The 22,483-nt window shown below is 42.5% G+C and carries 25 protein-coding genes; 12 read left to right on the top strand and 13 right to left on the bottom strand.

Annotated features, from left to right (window positions below; translation table 11 throughout):
• Positions 1-62: 62 nt before the first annotated feature.
• Together VK541_RS24125 and mce are read right to left on the bottom strand one after the other, a co-directional pair.
• The gene (locus VK541_RS24125; RefSeq protein WP_285055887.1) at positions 63-311 is read right to left on the bottom strand and encodes a type B 50S ribosomal protein L31; all 249 of its coding nucleotides are present in this window, start codon (positions 309-311) and stop codon (positions 63-65) included.
• 254 nt (positions 312-565) lie between these two features.
• Complete coding sequence (mce, locus tag VK541_RS24130; RefSeq protein WP_324373166.1) at positions 566-973, bottom strand: methylmalonyl-CoA epimerase; 408 nt, start codon at positions 971-973, stop codon at positions 566-568.
• A 124-nt stretch (positions 974-1,097) separates the two neighbouring features.
• On the opposite strand from mce, the gene VK541_RS24135 reads away from it, so the two are divergent.
• The 6 genes from VK541_RS24135 (at position 1,098) to VK541_RS24160 (ending at position 7,226) form a co-directional block, all read left to right on the top strand.
• The gene (locus VK541_RS24135) at positions 1,098-2,309 is read left to right on the top strand and encodes an IscS subfamily cysteine desulfurase (RefSeq protein ID WP_324373167.1); all 1,212 of its coding nucleotides are present in this window, start codon (positions 1,098-1,100) and stop codon (positions 2,307-2,309) included.
• A 13-nt stretch (positions 2,310-2,322) separates the two neighbouring features.
• The gene (iscU, locus tag VK541_RS24140) at positions 2,323-2,736 is read left to right on the top strand and encodes a Fe-S cluster assembly scaffold IscU (RefSeq protein ID WP_285055881.1); all 414 of its coding nucleotides are present in this window, start codon (positions 2,323-2,325) and stop codon (positions 2,734-2,736) included.
• A gap of 18 nt (positions 2,737-2,754) precedes the next feature.
• Positions 2,755-3,081, top strand: a complete 327-nt coding sequence (locus VK541_RS24145) for a HesB/IscA family protein (RefSeq protein ID WP_324373169.1) — start codon at positions 2,755-2,757, stop codon at positions 3,079-3,081.
• A gap of 75 nt (positions 3,082-3,156) precedes the next feature.
• Positions 3,157-5,070, top strand: coding sequence for a long-chain fatty acid--CoA ligase (locus VK541_RS24150; protein ID WP_324373171.1), 1,914 nt, complete (start codon positions 3,157-3,159; stop codon positions 5,068-5,070).
• Positions 5,071-5,158: 88 nt separating this feature from the next.
• Entirely contained in the window at positions 5,159-6,880 is a 1,722-nt protein-coding gene (lysS, locus tag VK541_RS24155; protein ID WP_324373172.1) for a lysine--tRNA ligase, read from the top strand.
• A gap of 127 nt (positions 6,881-7,007) precedes the next feature.
• Entirely contained in the window at positions 7,008-7,226 is a 219-nt protein-coding gene (locus tag VK541_RS24160; protein ID WP_324373174.1) for a hypothetical protein, read from the top strand.
• Between the two features lie 2 nt (positions 7,227-7,228).
• On the opposite strand, the gene VK541_RS24165 is transcribed toward VK541_RS24160, so the two are convergent.
• Positions 7,229-7,768 (bottom strand): DUF2892 domain-containing protein, encoded by a 540-nt coding sequence (locus VK541_RS24165; protein WP_324373248.1) that lies wholly within the window; start codon positions 7,766-7,768, stop codon positions 7,229-7,231.
• Between the two features lie 184 nt (positions 7,769-7,952).
• Between VK541_RS24165 and ung the strand changes: the two genes are divergently transcribed.
• Complete coding sequence (gene ung, locus VK541_RS24170; protein ID WP_324373176.1) at positions 7,953-8,630, top strand: uracil-DNA glycosylase; 678 nt, start codon at positions 7,953-7,955, stop codon at positions 8,628-8,630.
• Here the strand turns inward: ung and VK541_RS24175 are convergent.
• A complete protein-coding gene (locus VK541_RS24175; RefSeq protein WP_285055869.1) occupies positions 8,627-9,097 on the bottom strand; it encodes an Lrp/AsnC family transcriptional regulator in 471 nt (156 codons plus the stop codon). The genes ung and VK541_RS24175 overlap by 4 nt on opposite strands.
• A 140-nt stretch (positions 9,098-9,237) precedes the next feature.
• On the opposite strand from VK541_RS24175, the gene VK541_RS24180 reads away from it, so the two are divergent.
• The 3 genes from VK541_RS24180 to smpB are packed head-to-tail and all read left to right on the top strand — an operon-like array spanning position 9,238 to position 12,243.
• Complete coding sequence (locus VK541_RS24180; RefSeq protein ID WP_324373178.1) at positions 9,238-9,891, top strand: metal-dependent transcriptional regulator; 654 nt, start codon at positions 9,238-9,240, stop codon at positions 9,889-9,891.
• A 1-nt stretch (position 9,892) separates the two neighbouring features.
• Positions 9,893-11,770, top strand: a complete 1,878-nt coding sequence (locus VK541_RS24185; protein ID WP_324373179.1) for an Nramp family divalent metal transporter — start codon at positions 9,893-9,895, stop codon at positions 11,768-11,770.
• A gap of 23 nt (positions 11,771-11,793) precedes the next feature.
• Positions 11,794-12,243, top strand: a complete 450-nt coding sequence (smpB, locus tag VK541_RS24190) for an SsrA-binding protein SmpB (RefSeq protein WP_324373180.1) — start codon at positions 11,794-11,796, stop codon at positions 12,241-12,243.
• Positions 12,244-12,259: 16 nt separating this feature from the next.
• Here the strand turns inward: smpB and VK541_RS24195 are convergent, their stop codons facing one another.
• The 3 genes from VK541_RS24195 to VK541_RS24205 all read right to left on the bottom strand — a co-directional run bounded on the left by VK541_RS24195 (position 12,260) and on the right by VK541_RS24205 (position 15,881).
• Positions 12,260-12,916 (bottom strand): protein-L-isoaspartate(D-aspartate) O-methyltransferase, encoded by a 657-nt coding sequence (locus VK541_RS24195; RefSeq protein WP_324373181.1) that lies wholly within the window; start codon positions 12,914-12,916, stop codon positions 12,260-12,262.
• 97 nt (positions 12,917-13,013) lie between these two features.
• Positions 13,014-15,497 (bottom strand): replication restart helicase PriA, encoded by a 2,484-nt coding sequence (priA, locus tag VK541_RS24200; protein WP_324373182.1) that lies wholly within the window; start codon positions 15,495-15,497, stop codon positions 13,014-13,016.
• Between the two features lie 3 nt (positions 15,498-15,500).
• Positions 15,501-15,881, bottom strand: coding sequence for a DUF423 domain-containing protein (locus VK541_RS24205; RefSeq protein ID WP_324373183.1), 381 nt, complete (start codon positions 15,879-15,881; stop codon positions 15,501-15,503).
• A gap of 94 nt (positions 15,882-15,975) precedes the next feature.
• Here VK541_RS24205 and VK541_RS24210 point away from each other — a divergent pair, with 94 nt between their 5' ends.
• Positions 15,976-17,586, top strand: coding sequence for a hypothetical protein (locus VK541_RS24210; RefSeq protein WP_324373185.1), 1,611 nt, complete (start codon positions 15,976-15,978; stop codon positions 17,584-17,586).
• A gap of 27 nt (positions 17,587-17,613) precedes the next feature.
• Complete coding sequence (locus VK541_RS24215) at positions 17,614-19,044, top strand: DUF5723 family protein (RefSeq protein WP_324373186.1); 1,431 nt, start codon at positions 17,614-17,616, stop codon at positions 19,042-19,044.
• Position 19,045: 1 nt separating this feature from the next.
• On the opposite strand, the gene tsaB is transcribed toward VK541_RS24215, so the two are convergent.
• The 6 genes from tsaB to VK541_RS24245 form a co-directional block, all read right to left on the bottom strand.
• On the bottom strand, positions 19,046-19,729 hold the full coding sequence (gene tsaB, locus VK541_RS24220; RefSeq protein ID WP_324373187.1) for a tRNA (adenosine(37)-N6)-threonylcarbamoyltransferase complex dimerization subunit type 1 TsaB: 684 nt from the start codon (positions 19,727-19,729) through the stop codon (positions 19,046-19,048).
• A gap of 16 nt (positions 19,730-19,745) precedes the next feature.
• Positions 19,746-19,976, bottom strand: coding sequence for a membrane protein insertion efficiency factor YidD (yidD, locus tag VK541_RS24225; RefSeq protein ID WP_324373249.1), 231 nt, complete (start codon positions 19,974-19,976; stop codon positions 19,746-19,748).
• On the bottom strand, positions 19,963-20,382 hold the full coding sequence (locus VK541_RS24230) for a ribonuclease P protein component (RefSeq protein WP_324373189.1): 420 nt from the start codon (positions 20,380-20,382) through the stop codon (positions 19,963-19,965). Before VK541_RS24230 ends, yidD begins: the two co-directional genes overlap by 14 nt.
• 64 nt (positions 20,383-20,446) lie before the next feature.
• A complete protein-coding gene (gene rpmH, locus VK541_RS24235; RefSeq protein ID WP_055133745.1) occupies positions 20,447-20,605 on the bottom strand; it encodes a 50S ribosomal protein L34 in 159 nt (52 codons plus the stop codon).
• An 89-nt stretch (positions 20,606-20,694) separates the two neighbouring features.
• Complete coding sequence (locus VK541_RS24240; RefSeq protein WP_324373191.1) at positions 20,695-21,435, bottom strand: LytR/AlgR family response regulator transcription factor; 741 nt, start codon at positions 21,433-21,435, stop codon at positions 20,695-20,697.
• A complete protein-coding gene (locus VK541_RS24245; protein ID WP_324373192.1) occupies positions 21,413-22,483 on the bottom strand; it encodes a sensor histidine kinase in 1,071 nt (356 codons plus the stop codon). The genes VK541_RS24240 and VK541_RS24245 overlap by 23 nt, the downstream gene beginning before the upstream one ends.

Below are 22,483 nucleotides of genomic sequence, written 5' to 3' on the forward strand. Positions count from 1 at the left end.
AAATAAAAAAAGTCCCGAAGCAACAGCAACGGGACTTAAAATAATTTCTATTATTGGTATAATTACTTTTTGGCGTAACGGGTTTTGAACTTATCGATACGGCCTGCAGTATCAACCAGTTTCATTTTACCAGTATAAAAAGGGTGTGAAGTGTGTGAGATCTCTAATTTATAAAGAGGATACTCATTTCCATCTTCCCATTGAATAGTTTCTTTAGTATCTACGCAAGATTTTGTTAAAAAAGAATATTCGTTAGACATATCTTTAAACACTACAAATCTATAGCTTGATGGATGAAGATCTTTTTTCATATGATTATATAACTTATTTGTCGCTTATTTTTAAGGATGCAAATATCGGACTTTTATTTTTTAGAAACAAGTAGTATGCAAATAAAATTCAGTAGATGTGGAAAACTCCTGACCGCTGCATACCCTTACCTTCCCGGCAGGTTCTTGTTTCCATCTTTTCATAACCCCTTCTCAACCTCCCCAAGGGGGTTGCTAGGGGGTTGCATGACCCCCGACCCATTCAGCCCCCCTGAAAATTCCCAGCGATACCCTGTTTAATATAGCAACAGATCCTGACAAAGCTCTATCAGCACACCACCTGTCTCCTTCGGATGCACAAAGCAGACGAGCTTTTGGTCAGCTCCCTGTTTTGGCACCTCATTGAGCAATACAAAACCCTCACTTTTTAAGCGCTCCATTTCCGATAAAATGTCCGCTACTTTAAAAGCAATGTGATGGATGCCCTCACCTCTTTTTTCAAGGAACCTGGCGATTGGACTCTCATCATGTGTAGCAGCCAGCAATTCAATTTTATTTTCTCCAACCTTAAAAAAAGCTGTATTTACACCTTCGGATGGCACCTCTTCTGTTTTGTAACAAGGGCTGCCGAGCAGCCTTTCGTAGAGCCCTCCTGACTGTTCAAGGTCTTTGACTGCGATACCTATATGCTCTATATTCTTCATAAACGGGTTAAAAGGTTAAACTAATGTAAAAATGCTGGTTTTAGCCATACGCTGATCGCTAATATCTATAATTATTGGGAATCTTTTTTCGTATCTTTGTCTATCAATAAGATATAACAAAACGATGGAACTTCCTATTTACTTAGATAATAATGCGACTACACCTCTGGATCCAAGGGTATTAGAAGCAATGCTGCCTTATTTCACCAATAAATTTGGTAATGCTGCCAGCCGTAATCATGCGTTTGGATGGGTTGCTGAAGAAGCTGTAGATTATTCACGTGAGCAAGTAGCCAAACTGATAGGCTGTACCGAAAAAGAAATTATTTTCACTTCAGGTGCAACAGAGGCCGACAATCTGGGTATTAAAGGTGTTTATGAAATGTATCAGGATAAGGGTAACCATATCATTACGGCCACTACTGAACATAAAGCAGTGCTTGACACTTGCAAACACCTGGAAAAACTGGGTGCAAAAGTTACCTATCTGAACGTAAAAGAAGATGGATTAATTGATCTTGCTGAGCTTGAAGCAGCAATGACGGAGCAAACCATCCTGGTAACCATCATGTATGGCAACAACGAGATCGGTGTAGTTCAGCCAATTAAAGAAATATCAGCGATTGCCCATAAGTTTGGCGCCCTGTTCATGACAGATGCCACGCAGGCAGTTGGTAAAATACCGGTAAATGTAAATGAGGACGGAATTGACCTGATGGCCTTTTCTGCCCACAAAATGTATGGCCCTAAAGGTGTTGGTGTATTATATGTTCGCCGTAAAAACCCAAGGGTTAAAGTAACTGCCCAAATGGACGGTGGCGGCCATGAGCGCGGCATGCGTTCGGGCACTTTAAACGTACCTGGTATCGTTGGCCTGGGTAAAGCTTGTGAGCTTTGCCGTTTGGAAATGGATGAAGAAGCAAAACGTTTATCAGGCCTGAGAGATAAACTCGAAGGTGCATTGAGCCAGATGGAAGAAAGTTATGTGAATGGCAATACACAGCATCGTTTGCCGCATGTGGCCAACATCTCTTTCAAGTATGTTGAGGGAGAAGGTCTGATGATGGCAATGAAAGATCTGGCTGTATCATCGGGATCTGCCTGTACATCAGCCTCATTAGAGCCTTCTTATGTATTAAAAAGTTTGGGTCTTTCTGATGATTTGGCACACTCTTCGATACGTTTTGGATTGGGTCGTTTTACTACTGAAGAAGAAATTGATTACGCAATAGAAAATACTAAAAAAGCAGTTAATCACCTGAGGGACCTTTCTCCGCTGTGGGAAATGTTTAAAGAAGGAATTGACTTGAGTAAAATTGAGTGGGCAGAACACTAAAGAAATAGAAAAAATGGCATATTCAGAGAAAGTAATGGAACACTATACCAACCCAAGAAATGTTGGTACTTTAAATAAAGACAGCAAATCGGTTGGTACAGGATTGGTCGGCGCACCGGAGTGCGGCGATGTAATGCGCCTTCAAATTGAAGTTGATGAAAACAACATGATCACTGACGCTAAATTTAAAACATTTGGTTGTGGTTCGGCAATTGCATCATCTTCACTGGCGACAGAATGGTTAAAAGGTAAAAGTATTGATGAGGCGATGACCATCGACAATATGGATATTGTTGAGGAACTGGCTTTACCGCCGGTAAAGATCCACTGTTCAGTTTTGGCAGAGGATGCTATTAAATCAGCAATCAACGATTACCGCGTTAAAAACGGTTTAGAACCAATTGAACTGGCTAAATCACATCACTAAGAAGACAATAAAAACGTCATGATCACAATAACAGATAAAGCAAAAAGCAAAATTGACCACCTGATGCAGGACGCAGCTATGGACGAAAGCTATTTTTTGCGTGTTTCCGTTAAAGGCGGCGGCTGTTCAGGTTTGTCATACAATTTAGATTTTGATAATGAAGAGCAGAAAGGCGATCAGTTTTTTGAAGACCGGGGCATCAGGATAGCGCTGGACATGAAGTCCTTCCTATATCTGGCCGGCACTGAACTTGACTTTTCTGATGGATTGAACGGCAAAGGATTTAATTTTCACAATCCGAATGCAAGCCGTTCCTGCGGTTGCGGAGAGAGTTTTTCAGTTTAATAGATATTCTCATATATTTGTAAGAGGACGCTAAAAGCGTCCTTTTTTTATATACAGCTAACCAACGAACACCATATGGTATCATTCAACGAGTTTTCTACGGTTCCCAGCTTACTCAGGAACGTAGTAGAAAATATCCATAAACCGGAAGAGACTTTTTTAATTGATAAAAAGAAGTCAGAATGGGAAGAGATCTCTTTTAAAGAGACCCTTGAAAACGCAGATGCGGTATCGGCATTTTTCCTTGATAAAGGAATTTTGAAAGGTGACAGAATGGGTCTGATGATAGAAAATTCCCCTGAATATGTATACTATGATCAGGGTATTCAGCAAATAGGTGCCATAAATGTATCCATATACCCCACCCTTTCAGAACATGAGGTAGAATACATCATCAATGATTCCGGCATTAAATCCATCCTGATCGGAAATACATTCCTTTTCAAAAAAATCCTTAAAATAGCTGCAAACTGCAGGGAGCTGCGTTACATCATTCCCGCTTTCGAGGAATATACCAAAACTACCATTCCTGAAGATCTGAAGCAGGAGATCATCAGCTTTGAGGAAGTACTGAACTATAAAAATCTTTTAAATGGCGAAAAAACCGCACAGATCGACAGTATCCGGCAATCACTTCGACCTTCAGACACTTCTTCTCTGATTTATACATCGGGTACAACAGGAATTCCAAAAGGCACCATGCTTTCTCACTACAATTTTGTAGAAAATGTAAAAGTGTGTCTGCAGCAAATACCTGTCATCGATGAGACGGAAACATTCCTCTCTTTCTTGCCGCTATCCCACGTGTTTGAGCGCACCGCTACCTATCACGTATGCTGTGCCCAGGGCTGCAAGATTGCTTTTGCCCAAAGCCTGGAACTGCTGGCTAAAAATATGGGAGAGATCAGGCCTACGGTGATGAACTGTGTACCACGCTTACTGGAAAAGATTCATGACAAGGCCATAAAAAGCGGAACTTCAGGAGGCGGATTAAAGTCAAAAATATTTCTCTGGGCACTGGAGACCGGGCAAAACTACCGGCGTAAGGCAGCCAATGGCGGAACTCCGGGATTAATTTTATCGGCAAAAAAGGCTTTGGCGGAGAAACTGGTCTTCAGCAAGATCAAAGAGAAGACTGGCGGCCGGTTAAAGTTCATGATCTCAGGCGGAGCAGCATTGCCTAAAAATGTAGGCGAGTTCTTTGGCAACCTGGGCATTAAGATCCTGGAAGGATTCGGACTTACGGAAACCTCTCCGGTAATGGCCGTGACTGAATATCACAGACAGGTATATGGAACGGTTGGCCGGGTAATACCGGGGATTGAGATCGGCATTCAGAATGTAGAGACCAAAGAAATGGTCAGCATCCAGACCCACGAATCCTTTGACGAAAACTTTGAATGTGCTGAAGGTGAGATCATCGTAAGGGGCCATTGTGTCATGCAGGGGTATTTCAACAAACCTGCCGAAACTGCGGAGGCGATCGATAAGGATGACTGGTTTCATACCGGGGATATCGGCCGTTTTTACAAGGGCAATCTTCAGATCACTGACAGGCTTAAAAATATGATCGTAAATGCTTATGGCAAGAATGTTTATCCAACCCCTGTTGAAAACATCTATTTGAAAAGCCTTAAAATAGATCAGTTGTTCCTGATCGGTGACAAAAGAGAATACCTGACTGCAATAGTGGTCCCTAATAAAGAGAACCTGCAGGAGGCGTTCCAGCTGCCTGAATCCTTTTTTCAGCAACCTGATGTTTTTATTGACAACCAGGAGGTCATCGACTGGATCGGCCTGGACATCAAAAGACTCTCCAATGAACTTGCCAAATTTGAAAGGATAAAGAATTTCAAGGTAAAGCGCAATCCATTTAGCATGGAAGAAGGGGAAATCACACCTACGCTTAAAGCAAAAAGAAAGGTGATTGAAAGCAAATATGCGGAGACCATCAACCAAATGTACACGGAAAGTGTTGAGGCAGATTAAGCTGATTTAAATCAGAAAAATGCCTATTTTTGCCAAAATTTTAATTATACACAAATAAACGTATACGGTCCGGCCGTATATATACGATATGAGTACAGGACTATCAGAACTAGAGTTATTGCGCAGAAATTCGCTAAATCAACTCCGTGAATTGGGTATCGACCCTTATCCTGCTGAGGCATTTGACATCAATGCCAACGCTGCAGACATTTTAGCAAATTATGACAGGGACAAGACCGCATACAAGAACATCAGCATCGCCGGCAGGATCATGTCCCGCAGGATCATGGGAAGTGCTTCTTTTGTGGAGCTGCAGGATTCAACAGGACGCCTTCAGATCTATCTGAAAAGGGATGATCTTTGCCCTCATGAAGATAAGACACTATACAACACTGTTTTTAAGAAGCTGCTTGATCTTGGTGACTTCATTGGCGTAAAAGGTTATATGTTTACCACCCAGACCGGTGAGATCTCTTTACACGTTACTGATTTAAAGGTATTGGCAAAATCACTGAGACCATTACCCGTGGTAAGGCGTGATGAAGAGGGAAACATTTATGATGCATTTACCGATCCTGAACTGCGCTACAGACAGCGTTATGTCGATCTTACCGTAAATCCGGGCTTCAAACAGATCTTTATCAACCGCTCAAAGGTGATCAACACCATGAGGAATTACTTTGATGAGCAGGGCTGGATGGAGGTAGAAACACCAATCCTTCAGCCTATTCACGGTGGTGCCGCAGCACGTCCGTTTGCTACCCATCACAATACACTGGATATGCCGCTATACCTGCGCATCGCAAATGAACTTTATTTAAAGCGTTTGATCGTTGCGGGTTTTGACGGAGTGTATGAGTTTGGCAAGATGTTCCGCAATGAAGGAATGGACAGGACGCACAATCCGGAGTATACGTCAATGGAAATCTATGTAGCTTATAAAGATTATATCTGGATGATGGCCATGGTAGAGGAATGTTTTGAAAAAATAGCTATTGCCATACACGGTTCTGCTATTGTAACCGTTGGAGAACATCAGTTAAACTTTGAAGGTCCGTATGCAAAACTGACCATGTATGAGTCTATTGAGAAATATACAGGAATTGATGTTTCTAAAATGACTGAAGAACAGTTGCAGGAAACCTGCAAAAGTCTTAACATCGAAATAGATTCCAGCATGGGACGCGGAAAACTTGTCGATGAATTATTCAGCGAAAAAGTAGAAGCAAACCTGATTCAGCCAACTTATATCACAGATTATCCCCTGGAAATGACGCCTTTGGCGAAGAAACATCGCAGCGAAGAAGGTCTTGTTGAAAGGTTTGAGCTTTTTGTATTGGGCAAAGAAATTGGGAACGCTTATTCCGAGCTCAACGATCCTATCGATCAAAGAGAAAGGTTTGAAGATCAATTAAAACTCGCTGCCAGAGGCGATGCTGAAGCGATGGCAATGGATGAGGATTTTATCCGCGCCCTGGAATATGGTATGCCGCCTACATCAGGCCTGGGCATAGGCATAGACCGTCTGGTGATGCTGATGACCAACCAGTCTACCATACAGGAGGTCTTGTTCTTCCCGCAGATGAGACCGGAGAAAAAAGCAAAGGCCGTAACAGATGAAGATTTTGTAAATGCCGGAGTCCCCGCTGAATGGGTTCAGGTGATCAGGAAAATGGGTATCAATACCATCGAAGATCTGAAAGCTGCAAATCCAAATAAGGTCTTCAATGACCTGGGCGGGATGCGCAAAAAGTTAAAACTGGAACTGGCCATGCCCTCAAAAGAAGAAGTAACCGCCTGGTTCGCTTAAAAGCCCTTCCAACCGTCAAAAAGGCCGATCTGTCCGGTTAACAATAATATAACATAAAGTTAAAGGCTTGCTACATAAACTGATAGCAAGCCTTGTTAATTTTACGGCATATTAAAAATGAAATATTATGAACAGTTCATGCCTTGAAATAAACGAAAAAGAATACTGTATAAAATTGAGCAAAGACACATTTGATTTGACTCTTGTACGCCAGCTCATCACCAGAATTCAATCAGAACAGTTGTTCTTCAGTAAAAAGAAGACCTATATGGAAGACGATGACATCATCAGCAGAACATCAAGCTATGACGGAAACGACAACTTTGATGATTTAAATGAAAAATAACCTTAGCGGTACCTCACCTGTTGCTGTTTGTCCAGCATTCCCAGCTGGTCCTTCATTTGTTTAATCTGATCAGCAAGTAATTTATTTTTATCTGCCTTTTTAGCTTCAGTTAAATACATCTGAGCTTCCCTTTTATTTCTTTTGGCCATCGCAATACCGGCCAGGCTTAATTTAGCCAGAGCAATGTTATGGTCCATGTGCAGGCCTAAAGAAATTGATTTCTTAAAATATTTCTCCGATTGCATTGGTGCCCTTCTGGATTCTATCAGTCCGATCAGTAAATTATAGTAACCGTGCTGCACCCTGATCAGCTGTTTTTCATAGTTGGTGATCTTGTTCAAAAAAGCCTCAGCTTTTGGCATATTGTCTTTTCTCAGGAACCACTGGGCAAGCAGCATGTTCTCATTAAAGAAATAAGTAACAAATACCAGGAGACTTAAAAACACACCCAGGATGCCCCAGCCCCAAAAGCTGGTAAAAAATATAGCAATGGAAGCTCCCAACACCACAAAACCTATAATAAGACGAACAATATTTGGCATATCTCTCTGTAATTTTTTTTGCAAATATCGTGTTTAAATACCAAAAAGCAGATTTAAAATTATAATTTCAGCAAAAAAAGAAATCAATGTAATTGTCTTTTAAGTCCGTGGTTTTTAAAACAGACCCGGCTGCTTTCAGAAAAAAATAAGTATACATTATGAATAGACCCCTTAAAGAAATAGCATGTCCGTAAAATTAGAACAAAGCTGGCTGCGCTTATTGGGTGATGAATTTGACAAGGCTTATATGAAAACCCTTAAGGCTTTTTTGCTGGAAGAAAAACAAAGCGGAGCCACGGTATACCCAAAAAACGCAGATATTTTTAACGCGCTGGACCATACCCCTTTTGATAAAGTCAAAGTGGTCATCCTCGGACAAGACCCTTATCATGGCACTGGTCAGGCACACGGGCTTTCCTTTTCCGTACAAAAAGGAATAGCCATCCCGCCCTCATTAAAGAATATCTATAAAGAACTGTCTGAGGACATACCGGGTTTTAAAGCTCCGGCGCATGGAGATTTGACAAAATGGGCGGATGAGGGTGTTTTACTTTTAAATGCTACGCTAACCGTGCGGGCGCATGAGGCGGGCTCACATCAGGGCAAGGGCTGGGAAATATTTACAGATATGGTCATCAGCAAATTATCTGAACAGCGTGAAGGTCTGGTTTTCTTACTTTGGGGCAGGTATGCCCAAAACAAATCGGAACTGATAGATGGGAAAAAGCACACGGTGCTAAAGGCTGCCCACCCTTCTCCGTTCTCTGCCTATAATGGCTTTTTTGGCTGCGCCCATTTTTCCAGGACCAATGAGATCTTACTTAAAGAAGGAAAAAGTCCGGTAGACTGGCAAATCACTTAATATTCCAGGGGTACTATCGGCTCTTTCTTGGTGGTTGACATGATCATCATGGTCTGAAAGGTCTTTACTACTGAAATCTTGCTGATTTTATCCATAATCAATCGCTCGTATGCTTTAATGTCATTTACATAGACCTTGAGGAGAAAATCTGCCTGACCGGTCACATGGTGACATTCTGTAATTTCTTTGATCTGGTTCACCTCATCTAAAAAGATCTGTATGGTGTTGTTTTTGTGGAAATCCAGCTGAACCTGTATAAAAGTTTTAATTCCCAGACCTAGTTTTTCTTCATCAACCAGGGCATGATAACTCTTAATAAAACCGGAAGTTTCCAGTTTACGTACCCGCTCCAGTGTAGGTGCCGGCGATAATCCGATCTCCTGTGATAGCAATAAGTTGGTCATCCGACCATTTTCCTGTAGTAGTTTTAAGATCTTAAAATCTGTTTTATCTAGTTCTCCAGCCATGGTAAATTTTTATATCGGGTCAAAGATAACGTATAGGCGCACACTTTGCCAAATTTTATTCTATAATATCTGTGTTTTTTTATAGCTTATTTTACAAAATGTTTTTTAGATTTGTCTAAACTTTTAGTTAGATAAATAAAATGCAGTCATTCACAGAGGAGAATTATCTTAAAATCATTTACCATCTGTCCAGCGACACAGACGCCCCTGTACAGACCAATGCCATTGCGGAAAGAATGGGTACAAAAGCCGCATCGGTAACTGATATGATAAAAAAACTAGCTGATAAACAATTGATTATTTATCAAAAGTACCAGGGTGTAAAGTTAACGGATACGGGCAGGCGAACTGCAATAAACATTGTCCGCAAACACAGGCTCTGGGAGGTCTTTCTGGTGGAAAAACTCAGCTTTAAATGGGACGAGGTCCATGATATTGCAGAAGAACTGGAACACATTAATTCCGCTGAACTGATTGAAAGGCTGGATGAATTCCTGGCGTTCCCCAAAAACGACCCTCACGGCGACCCGATACCTGATAAAGAAGGTAAATTTGATTCCGCCTCTTTTATTAAACTCAACAAGTTAAAGATCAATGACCAGGGACTCGTGATGGGTGTAAGCGAACATTCTTCTGCTTTCTTAAAACACCTTGAAAAACTTGGTCTTACACTTGGAAAACTGGTAAAAGTGACAGACATCACCGATTTTGACGGGTCTATCGAACTATTGGTGGAAAGCAAAAAAATAAACCTCAGCCGTGAAGTGGCCAAACATATCCTCATTAAAGCATAACATGAAGCAAAATGATTACAATAAGCAGGCGCAGTCACTAAGCGAAGTCCACCAAAGTGTGGATACCAGCAAGCGCACAGGATGGAAGCGGATACTTTCATTTATCGGTCCGGCCTACCTGGTTAGTGTGGGCTATATGGATCCCGGCAACTGGGCTACGGATATAGCGGGAGGAAGTAAGTTTGGCTACCAGCTGATCTGGATCCTGCTGATGTCCAACCTCATTGCCCTGCTCCTGCAGTCACTAAGCGCGCGTCTTGGAATAGTGCGGGGTCTGGACCTTGCGCAGGCATCGCGAAACGGCTACCCGCGCTGGGTGAACTTCCCATTGTTTGTTTTGGCCCAAACTGCTATCGTCGCCTGCGATCTGGCAGAGGTCATTGGGATGGCCATAGGGCTGAACCTTTTATTCGGGCTGCCCTTGATATGGGGGATCAGCATTACCATATTTGACACGGTACTGCTGCTTTTCCTGCTCAACAAGGGGATGCGTAAAATGGAAAGCTTTATCGTCTCTATGGTTTTTATTGTCGGGGTTTCTTTTTTAATAGAGATGTTTATCGTCGAACCTTCATTAAAAGAGATTGCCGCCGGATTTGAGCCGTCTATATTATCCGGAGATGCTTTATATATTGCCATAGGAATCATCGGTGCCACTGTGATGCCGCATAATCTCTATCTCCACTCCTCTCTGGTGCAGACCAGGAAATTCGAAAGGGATGACAAAGGCATCAAAGAAGCTATAAAATTTAATTTCATAGACACTGCGGTTGCACTTAACCTTGCTTTTTTCGTAAATGCAGCAATCCTGATCCTTGCGGCTGCAGCCTTTTTTAAGAACGGGCTGTATGAAGTTGCAGAAATACAGGATGCCCACCAGCTGCTTCAGAATATATTTGGGAGCGTTGCCCCTGCATTATTTGCGATAGCGCTAATTGCCGCAGGCCAAAGCTCAACAGTGACAGGAACCCTGGCAGGACAAATTGTAATGGAAGGTCACATTAAACTGCGTATCCAACCCTGGCTCCGCCGCCTTATTACCCGTCTGCTCGCCATCATTCCTGCGTTTTTTACAATCCTGTATTTTGGCAATGAGGCACTTGGAGGCCTGTTGATATTGAGCCAGGTCGTACTCAGCCTGCAGCTTGGATTTGCTGTCATCCCTTTGATCCATTTCACCTCCGATAAAAAGACCATGAAAGGTTTTGCCATAAAACCATGGGTTAAAATTCTGGCTTGGATCAGTTCAGTGGTCATCGTTTCGCTAAATGTAAAGCTGGTCATTGAAGAGATCAGCAGCTGGGGCGCCGGCGGGGGCTGGTACGTATACACCATCATCGTTCCGCTTACTATAATGATTGGCTTGTTGCTGCTGTTCATTTTTATTTATCCGCTCATCAACTCCCGTAAAAGAGAGGTCAATGCTGCCCCGCATGGCAACGCACTCAACATTCAGGAAGTTGAGAAGATCAATTATACCCGTATTGGCATTACCGTAGACTTTTCAAAGAACGACCGGAACACCATCAGGCATGCACTGATACAGGGAGGTAAGAACGCGCATTATTACCTGATCCATGTGGTAGAGACGGCAGTAGCCCGTTATCATGGCAATTCTGCGCTGGACTATGAAACACTGAGCGACGCAGAGAACCTGGAAAAATACCGGGCCAATCTCAAAGAGCTTGGTTACGAATCCACTGCTCACATCGGCTACGGCGGAACTGTCAAGGCAATTGTAGACATCACCGAAGAAAACAGGCTCGAACTGCTGGTCATGGGGGCGCACGGACACAAGGGATTAAAAGACCTGATCCTTGGAACTACGGTCAATTCTGTACGTCACAAAGTAGCTATTCCTGTACTTATTGTAAGATAAAATTGAGATATTAGCCGATTCTTATGAAGAACGACATCCAGATAAAAAATAAAAGGGCCTTTTTTGACTACCACATCGTTGAAAATTTCAACGCCGGTATCGCTTTGCTGGGTACCGAAATAAAAGCCATCAGACAGGGCAAAGCAAATATGTCTGATGCATTTTGTATGTTCATCGGCAATATTCTTTACGTTAGAAACCTTCATATTTCCGAATACAGCCACAGTTCCTTTTTCCATCACGACATCAAGCGCGACAGGGTGCTGCTATTGCAAAAAAAGGAACTCAAAAAACTAAAAGCAAAAAGCGAGGAGAAGGGCTATACGATAGTTCCGCTTCGGATTTTCACCAATGAGCGCGGTTTTGCCAAGATAGAGATCGCACTGGCCCAGGGCAAGAAAGAGTTTGACAAAAGAGACAGCATTAAAGACCGTGAATCCAAAAGAGAGATGGACCGGGCGATGAAGGTATAACATCCGGATCAATAAGCTACCAGGCCTGATCACCCACCAAGGGTACAAACCTGAATGTATCCAGTTCTATCCGTTCAAAATCTGTTTCACTGGCGCGGATTACCGTAATCATCTTTTGTGAATGCTCATCACCAACAGGAATCACGAGAATGCCGCCTATTTTCAACTGCTTCAACAGTACCTCAGGCACAAAAGGTGCACCGGCAGTTACAATGATTTTGTCATAGGGCGCATGTGCTGGAATGCCTTTGGAACCATCACCAAAAAAGAAATGTGCGTTGTAACCCATTCCCGGCAATACCCTTATGGTATGTCTGTAAATGCTTTCCTGTCTTTCTATGGTATAAACATTGGCACCCAGTTCCATCAGTATGCAGGTCTGATAACCCGATCCGGTGCCGATTTCTAAAACTTTATCGCCCTTTTTGATGTGCAGCAGCTCGCTTTGATAAGCCACAGTATAAGGTTGGGAGATGGTCTGCCCGTCACCTATCGGAAAGGCGATATCTTTATAGGCCTGGTTCCAGAAGGTTTCATCAAAAAAGAAGTGACGGGGTACCTTTCCAATTGCTTTAAGCACATTTTTATCTGCAATCCCCCTGGCCTCCAAATGTACCACCAGCTTCTTTCTTGCGCCCTGCTCCCTGTAATTGTCAACAAACTTATATGCCATACTACCCCAAAAATAGCTTTTTGAATCTTAATATACTGAACAAACTGCTGACATTAAATAAAAAGCTGCTAACAAACACTGAATCAATTGCAATAAATTAATAAGGATCCACATCAGCCTGCAGGATCACACTCCTGAAATCCTTTTCTGTCTGAAAGTCCAGCATTACCTCCTTTAAAACCGATTTTACTTTTACAATAGAAGTGTTCTTATCGCTTTTAATAATGACCTGTTTGATATAGTAATTCCTGATGCGCGACACCAGTGGCTGTTCCGGACCGAGAACACGGCTACCGAGCTGCGCTCTTAGCATTGCTGCAAACCGTTGTGCGGCAACATTTAATACATCCGGATCTTTGTGCTTGATGTTGATAAAAATCAGCCGTGTGAAAGGCGGGTAATGAAACTGCTTACGCTCGGCCAGTTCTTCGTTATACATCTCCAGGTATTTGTTTTCTATGACCTGGTTAATGATCCTGTGGTGATCATCATAAGCCTGTATGATCACTTTGCCCTGCTTGTCCCTTCTGCCAGCCCGGCCGGCTACCTGCGCAAGGAGCTGATAGCTCCTTTCGAATGCCCTGAAATCGGGGTAGTTCAGCAGGGTATCTGCGTTGATCACCCCAATTAATGTTACATTATCAAAATCAAGACCTTTAGCCACCATCTGCGTACCGATAAGGATGTCTGTCTTCTTATCCTGGAATTCGGAAATGATCTGCTGCAGCCCGTTTTTAGTCCTTGTACTGTCCACATCCAGCCTGGCTATTACCGCATCAGGAAAGATCAGTTTCAGTTCCTCCTCTACCCTTTCCGTCCCGAATCCCTTTTGCTCAATATGCACTGAGCCGCAGGCCGGACAAATGTTGATGCTGCTCTGATGGTAGCCGCAATAATGGCAATGGAGTTTACCGCTTGTTTTATGGTAGGTAAGACTGACGTCACAGTTCACACATTTTGGCGCGTAGCCGCAGGTACCACAGATCAAAATAGTAGCATAGCCTCTCCTGTTCTGAAACAGGATCACCTGCTCTTTGTTTTCCAGTGTCAGCGCGATCTCGTCGACCAGCTTACCAGAAAAATAAGAGACCATTTTCTTTCTCTTGGTTTCCTCCGAGATACTGATCACCTCCTGTACGGGGAGTGTAACACCGCCATAGCGCTCATTTAAGGTCACCAAACCATATTTACCTCCGGTTGTGGCGTTGAAATAACTTTCTATAGAAGGCGTAGCCGATCCCAAAACTACCTTTGCCCGGTGCAAATGAGCAAGGTAAATGGCGGCATCCCTTGCCTGGTACCTTGGCGGAGGTTCCTGCTGCTTGTAGGAAGACTCGTGTTCTTCATCAACTACGATCAGCCTGAGTTCTTTAAAAGGCAGGAATACTGCAGATCTGGCTCCAAGTACCACCCGGTATTGCCCGGTCAGCACCTTATTCCAGATTTCCACCCGCTCATTATTATTAAACTTACTGTGGTATACACCAATTGCATCTCCAAAATATCTTTGTATCCGCTCCACTATTTGTGTCGTCAGGGCAATCTCAGGCAGCAGGAACAAAACCTGCCCGCCTTTTTCAATTGCCTGTTCGATCAGTTTAATATAGATCTGGGTCTTACCCGATGCCGTGACACCGTGCAGCAATACGACATCTTTCTCTTTCAGCCTTTCTTCTATCTGAGCAAGCGCCCCCTGCTGCCCCCGGCTGAGTTCAAAATTGAGGATAAACTCATCATTATTGTCCTGCAGCCTGCTTACAGGCCTTTTGGATACTGTAAATATTTCTTTATCCACGAGGGTTTTCAGCGCAGCTGCGCCGCAGCCGCTCTCTTCCAGCAGTTGCTGTTTAGAAATTAAAGTTTGCTGCTTAGAAAGCTTTAAATAGGCTAAAAACGCATTGAGCTGTTTAGGTGCTCTTTCGAGAATCTCAAACAGTTCTCTCAGGTGCCCCTCCTCCTTATAAAAGGGATTCAGTCCGATGAACGATTTCAACAGGGGTTTATATTTTTCAACTACTTCCTCAGCGATGTAAAGCATGCCCTTACTGAGCAGGGAATTGATGACCGGATATACCCTTTTCTGTCCCAGTAATGCCGATACATCATCTATAGTAAGTCTTGGCCTGCTGCGCAGGGCATCCAGAATAGTTTGTTCTTTTTCTGTAAAAATTTCTCCGCCGGGATTTGCGTCTTCCTTCAGCACAACAATGGTCTCACTGGCCAGTTTTAATCCCGCCGGCAGAGCAGCTGACATGACATCACCTTCATTGCATAAATAATACGTGGTCATCCATTCCCATAGGGCAAGCTGCTCTTCTGTAATTACAGGATGCACATCAACCACATCAATAATGTACTTTGCCTCGTACACTTCAGGGGCATGGGTACTGATATTTTTAATCAGCGCCGTATAGATCTTATTTTTCCCAAACTGAACCACCACGCGTTTTCCGACCTCTACCTGATCATTCAGGTCAAAAGGTACACGATAGCTATAGTTTTTAGCCAGAGAAAGCGGCAATACCACTTCTATAAAGAGGGTTTCCCTTTCCTCGAAATCCACAGGATGAAAATCAAGCATCAGCTATTCTTTTAAGGCAGCTAAAAACATAGATAACCAACCGAGTATTAACAGCAGACCGCCTATGGGAGTAACAGGACCAATGTAATCCACAAAGCCGGCATTCAGAAGACTTCGGGTGGCAAGCAGATACAGGGAACCGGAAAACAGCAGGATACCAAATGTAAAAAAGCCATAAGACAGTTTGACCAGCCTGTTCCCAATCTTGAACCGGGCCAGAAAAAGTAAGGCAAACACATGATAAAACTGGTACTCTACTCCTTTCGCCCATATTTCAAGGTCTCCCGCACCCACTGCTTTTTTTAGCCCGTGCGCCCCAAAAGCACCAAGTATTACAGCTATGGCTCCAAGTAAAGATGCAGTTATCAATATCCGTTTATTCATATTAGACCAGCTTTTTATTACAACAAAATTAACATTTTTTTACTGCTATGTGTGAATGCTTAGCCAGTTTTATCTAAGTTTGTACATACATCAAATGAAAAGGATTCTCGTCTTAATTATTGTTTTGCTTACTGCCATTGTAACAATGGCTTACCTCTATTTTACTGGCCTCAAAGCAGATAAAAAAAATAATGACAATGCCCTGTACGCGGCAGCGTCCGGTTCAGCTTTCATCTTCGCGTTCCAGAACGAAAAGAGCATTTTGGACATTCTCAGCAGCCAGAGCCTGCTCAAAGAGATCATTGGAGACGAAAAATCTGAACAACTCCGGATATTGTACCAGTACCTGCTCAGTAAACCGGCGATCAGCACGCTTGCAGATAAACAAAATATTTATGTCAGTCTGTACCCCGGAGCAGGTCACGGTATCGATTTTCTTTACAGCACACAGCTCAATACCGGATCCGGACCAGGTCAGTTGATGAATGCATTAAAGTCTGCGGGGATCAGTACCAGCTCTGGTCAAAGTCTCAGCAAATTGATTTTGGCAGACAGCACGGTTTTTTATCTTGCGCTCAAAGACAACCTGCTGCTGCTTTCAAGCGCTGCCAATCTTGTTCAGAACGGATTATCAGCAGTACCGGGAAAGGATGACAGATTTACGGAATACATTGAGTCTACGAGCAGACTAAGCAAAACCAGTCTTGCAGAAATATATATCAATTATTCAAAACTGCCCAAACTCCTGCAGGCTGCCATGCCGGGAAACCTGAACGGAGAACTTTCAGTGCTGAACCATCAAAATGCTTTTGCATCGCTGGTATATAACTACAGCGCTGAAAAAATACTGTTTAACGGCAACACCCAGATCAATGATCCGGCAAGTTATTACCAGCTATTTGTGGGTTTTTCTGCTCAAAAGGTCACCATCAATAGGATATTGCCTCAAAACACTGCCAGTTATACAATTTATACCATAGCAGATTATGAGAATTGGAGAAAATCACTGAGCACCTGGTTCAACTCAAAGAAAGAATCCGGAAAAATAAACAAGATAATTAACCACATCAACACGAAATATCACCTGGACCCTGAACAAACATTCCCCAGATACTTTAAAAATCAGCTCATAACTTTTCAGCTCAGTACAGCTGAAAAGATCGGCGCCCTTGAACTGACTAATGGCGATAAACTCAAGCAACTGCTTTTGGACCTCAGCTCAAATTATAGTGATGACATAAAAGCTTTCTATGAGCCAGATCTGCTTTACTGCTATTTTGGCGAACCTTTTAAAAAATTCAGGAAGCCATACTATGCCATCATTGACAATTACATGGTATTCGCCAATAATGCAAGTACTGTGCAATCATTTCTAAACAGTTATAAGGGCAACCGTTTACTGATCAACAACACAGACTATATTTATTCTGTTGGTCAGCTCCCAAATACCTCAGGCATTACTTTTTTTATAAATTTCAAAAATTCTTCAGACCTGCTGCTGCAAAATGTATACTTGCCTTACTACAGACACATTACGGGTGAAAAAGGCCTTAGGGATTACAGTTCTTTTATTTATCAGCTGAGCGCCGAACAGGGAAAGTTCCAGACCAATATTCTGCTCAATAAAAAGGAAGAAGCACTTAAACCTGATTCATTGGAGATTGATGCTGATTCTTTAACAATCGGCCTCCGACAAACAAATTAAAATCATTAGATTTAGTCGTTTATGTGTATGATGATCAGAAAATGTTTAACAATTTGTTTTTTACTGCTCTGTTTTAATCAGCTTAAAGCGCAGCAATACGGCTTATTCAATACCAAAACGCTGTTTGATGGCTTTGAAAACCCGGCGCAAAAGACCTTTGTTCTGGATTCGTCCAGGCAATTTGCTTCAAACTTTCTATTGCCTTATTTTGGTATTCATGCGGTAGTCAGAGGCAACGAGAATGTCCTGCGCACTTTATTAAAAGAGGGAGTCTATACCACAGCCGATGTTCCTCTGAACACCGGAAAAGTCAATAGCCTCTTTCAGCACACCAATATCTATTTGCTCAACTTCAAGCTTTTTAAATCTTATAAATACCATAAGGAAATTGGTCTTTCCTGGCAGCTACGCGCCGATGCACAGGTAGATTACACCAATGAGACCTTAGCAATCTTTGACAATTACCTGCGCTTTTATGACGAAAACAACAAGAACTTCAACAATGCTTTGAACGACAGGGGTTATTCCCAGTCCTATCACCAGTTTAGTCTGAGTTACAGGGAAAACTACAACAAAAAGCTGGCATTTGGCGTCAAACTCAGTCTACTAAGCGGGATAAGCTACAATAAGATCAATATTGACAATTCTTTTCTTACCCTGGAATCAGGAAACGGTCCTATGATCGTAGGCCTTAAAGGCAGCTATGCCACCAATTTTCAAACCGGAAAACAATTGGGCAAAAGTATTGCTCCGTTCTTCAAAAATCCCGGTGCGGCAATTAGCCTGGGCACTTCGTATAGCGCAAAAAGCGGGATATTTATCATGGCCAACATTAAAGACCTGGGTTTGATCAGGTGGAGCAAAAGTTCTTATGTAAATAACTTCAACAACCTCAATGATCCTCTTGTTTTGGATAGCCTTGATGAAATGGCTCCCGGAGATATTGAAAATGCAATCACCGGAGTTTTAACCAAAGGGAGCAAGAACTATGCATTTTATTCTGCTACTAACGCAAAGGCCGACTTTATGATCTCCAAAACCTATGGCTTTTATACACCGGGTTTGATTGTCTCAAAAAACATCTTCCATAAAGGAGGTGAAGTGGCCATGGTGAACAGATTTTATAACAGAAACTTCTCGGTTAATGTCGTACCCGCATATAACCTCTACAACTTCCTGCAGGTGGGAATGCAGGGAATGTACCAAACGCCCAATTTTGAGGTCTTTCTTGGGTCAGACAACCTGTTTAAGACAACTTCTCTCCTGGTAGGAAAGAATGATTCGAATAGCGGAGTCAGTAAAGCCTATAACAGTGCGTCTGTTTACCTGGGCGCAAGCATAAAATTTGGTTATGTGGTAGAACATCCGCAAAACAGCAGCTATATGCCGGGTGTGGGCGATGACGAACAAAGCTTCTTCAAGCGAATGTTCAGTCTTTTCAAGAACGGTAAAAAGTAAATTATTTCTTTTTCGGACTGGTCAGTACAAAGTCCTTCAGGTAAAAGGGCTCAAAATAAGCCACATCTTCAAATCTGCCTGCAGCAAATGCTACATCTGCCAGCCTGCTCATATGCGCAGCAGAGTTGAAATTCAGATCAGAAAATACCGCATTTTTATTCCTGAGCATATCAGCGCATTTTGAGGCGCCATCACCAATAAAAACAAGCTCATTTTTAGAGAGGAGGTCTTTAAAACTTTCAGGATCAATTATCTTTGCGTCAGTAGGTGCAACTTCGGTCAGTTCCTGATCAAACACAGCAGTAAAGACTTCCATCCTCCGTGCATCTATCATGGGGCAAATCAATCCGGTGCAATCAGGATTTGAAGACAGGTAACCAGCTGCCATCATTTGCAGCGTATCAATGCCAATTAAAGGCTTATCAAGTGCATAACAAAGTCCTTTGGCAGTAGACACGCCAATGCGCAAACCCGTATAAGAGCCGGGTCCTTTACTTACCGCAACAGCATCCAGCTCCGCAAACTGCAATCCTGACTGAGCCATTACATCCTGGATAAATAAGGTCAGGCTCCCTGCATGAATATTACTTGCCATCAGCTCTTTTAAAGCTATGGTATGACCATCTTTTGAGATTGCAGCAGAGCAGACCTGTGTAGCGGTTTCGATTTGGAGTATAGTAGCCATTATATAAATTAAATATTCAGGGAACAGGATCGTGGCCGTGTGCTCCCCAGGGATGACACCTGCCGATACGTTTTAAAGTTAGCCATCCTCCTTTAAACGGACCATGTTTTTTTATGGCTTCTATGCCATACTGAGAGCAGGTAGGTGTAAATCTGCAGCTTGCACCAAGCAATGGAGACAGCAACCATTGATAGAGCCTGATCAGACCCAGGAATATCCAGCCAATGAAAGTATTAATGAGCCCCATCATCTGCCTCAACTCCTTTATGTCCTGTATCCAAAGCAGAAACCAGCTTCGTAAAGACAGCAGCCAGCTTCTTTTCAAAAAAAGAATATTCATAGATCTTTTTACCCACAAACTGCACAGAGAGCAGCAGCAGCTTCTCTTGCCCGGAAAGAAAAGGATAGAGCTGTATTTGTTTCTGAAGGCGGTAAGCCTCACGACAGCGTCTTTTTACCAGGTTGCGGTCCACAGCACGCTTATATCTTTTTTTAGAGACGTTAATGACCACCTGCGCAGGAAATTTAGATGGGGTATCTGCAAGCAGATAAGAAACCCGAAAAGGGTATAATAAAAAAGAAGAACCGTCTTTAAACAGCAAGTCGATCAACTTCCTGCTACATAACCGTTCTTCTTTATTAAATGTGTTCATCTTTTTGATCGCAAATTTGCAGACTGTCCTGATCTGCTAACACTTAAAGTGCTGCAATCAAAAATTATGCTTTATGACGACGCTCGTCAGAAACTGATAATCTTTTTCTTCCTTTTGCACGGCGTGAAGCTAATACTCTTCTACCGTTTGCTGTAGCCATTCTTTCGCGGAAGCCATGTTTATTTCTTCTCTTTCTTTGCGAAGGTTGGAATGTTCTTTTCATAACTGTATTATATCTTAGACTATTTTTTTAATTAAGAGGTGCAAATATAGTGTGATTTTTTTCTATTTGCAAATAGATATTGGTTTTTTCTACATACCCAGTGCAGCTTTCAATTTTACATACCCGGTTTTGCTTACCGGCAACCAAATATCTGATTTTAAAAGTACAATATAACTGTCTTTTTCTTTTAGCTCAATCCGCGTGACCTGGGCCAGATTTATGATATATGAACGGTGAATTCTGATGAATTGTGCAGGATCGAGCGTACGCTCAAAAAAACTCATGGTCTTATTTTTATGAAATATTCCTTCCGTCGTGCTCAGTTTCACGTAATCGTCATCTGCCTCCAGGTAATGAATATCCGCTACTGCGATGATCTTGATCACTCCGTTCTTTTTCACCACTACCCTATTGTGCTGGGCCGGGCTCATCGCAGCTGAATCCAGTAATTCCTGAGTAGTTACCGCTTCAAGATTGCTGAGTCTGGATGCAATTTTTTGTACTGCCTGGTCAAACCGGCTCTTTTCTATCGGCTTTAGCAGATAATCTATTGCGTTTACTTCAAAAGCTTTTATGGCATATTCATCAAAGGCTGTAGTAAATATCACCGCAGGTGGGTTCTCCACGAGTTCCAGCATTTCAAATCCATTGATCTTTGGCATCTGTATGTCCAGAAAAATAAAATCGGGCTGGTGCTGGGTAATGGCTTTTATACCTTCAAAACCGTCGCTGCATTCTGCTACAATCTCTATATCGGGGAAATCATTTAAATAATGCTTTACAATGTCCCTGGCCAGGGATTCATCATCAATTAATATCGTCCTTATCATTTCCTTGTATGGTTTGGGGTATCTTCAGCGTTGTTCTAAACAAATTTTCTTCAATGGCCTGTGCCTGCAGAAGACTTTCGTCTGCAAATAACAAATATAATCTTCTTTTAATGGCAGACAAGCCAAATCCTGTCCCGCCTGCAGCTTTCATCTCCGGATCATATGGATTCTGCACGCAGATTTTCAGCACGTTATTGTCCACTGTTACCCGCATAGTGATCGTGATTGCAGCAGATGTATTGTACAATCCAAACTTAATGGCATTCTCGACTATTGGCTGCAGGAGGGTACCCGGCAAACTCATCTTCAGGCTTTCCGCGGCTATCGCCACGTCTATGTTTAACCTGTGGCTAAACCTTACCTTTTCAATATCCAGATAAAGCTGTATGTACTCCATCTCTTCTTCTACACTCACCCATACCTCGTCATCTCTTTTTAGCGTTCCCCTCAGAAAAGCAGCCAGCTTAGTGATCATCGTGCCTGCTTCCTTAGGATTTACAATCGTAAGGGCATAAACTGAGTTTAAACTATTAAACAAAAAATGCGGTTGCAGCTGATGTCTTAGCTTATTTAGCTCAGCTTCTTTAGATAAATTTTGAGCAGCCAGGAGCCGGTCCTGAGTTGCAGACTGCTCTTCAAGCCTGTACCATAAAATATTGGCCAGTGCACACCAGCCTAAAAAAACAAATAATATAATAAACCGGACCAATAAGGAAAGATTTAAAAAATTCATATAGGTTTTGTCTTCTGCAAACAGCAGGTGCAGCATGAATTTGCTGATGAAAGTAATGATCAGTGCGAGCATCACCGTGAGCACCAGTATAAATAATATGGTCTCGTTCTTGGGCTGATAATAGCCTAACAGGTTGCTCAGACAGATGCATCCTGCCGCCAGCAGGGCGCTTGTGATCACACTATCAGCTACTGAAACCTGGATACTGAAATTCAGTGAATAATAATATAAAAACACGAACACGCATACCCATACCAGCAGTATCACTGAGGCAATGTTTTGTATTTTGGGGATGGATAAGGGCCTGGTTGTCAA

The organism is Pedobacter sp. (assembly GCF_035317785.1).
Taxonomy (GTDB): domain Bacteria; phylum Bacteroidota; class Bacteroidia; order Sphingobacteriales; family Sphingobacteriaceae; genus Pedobacter.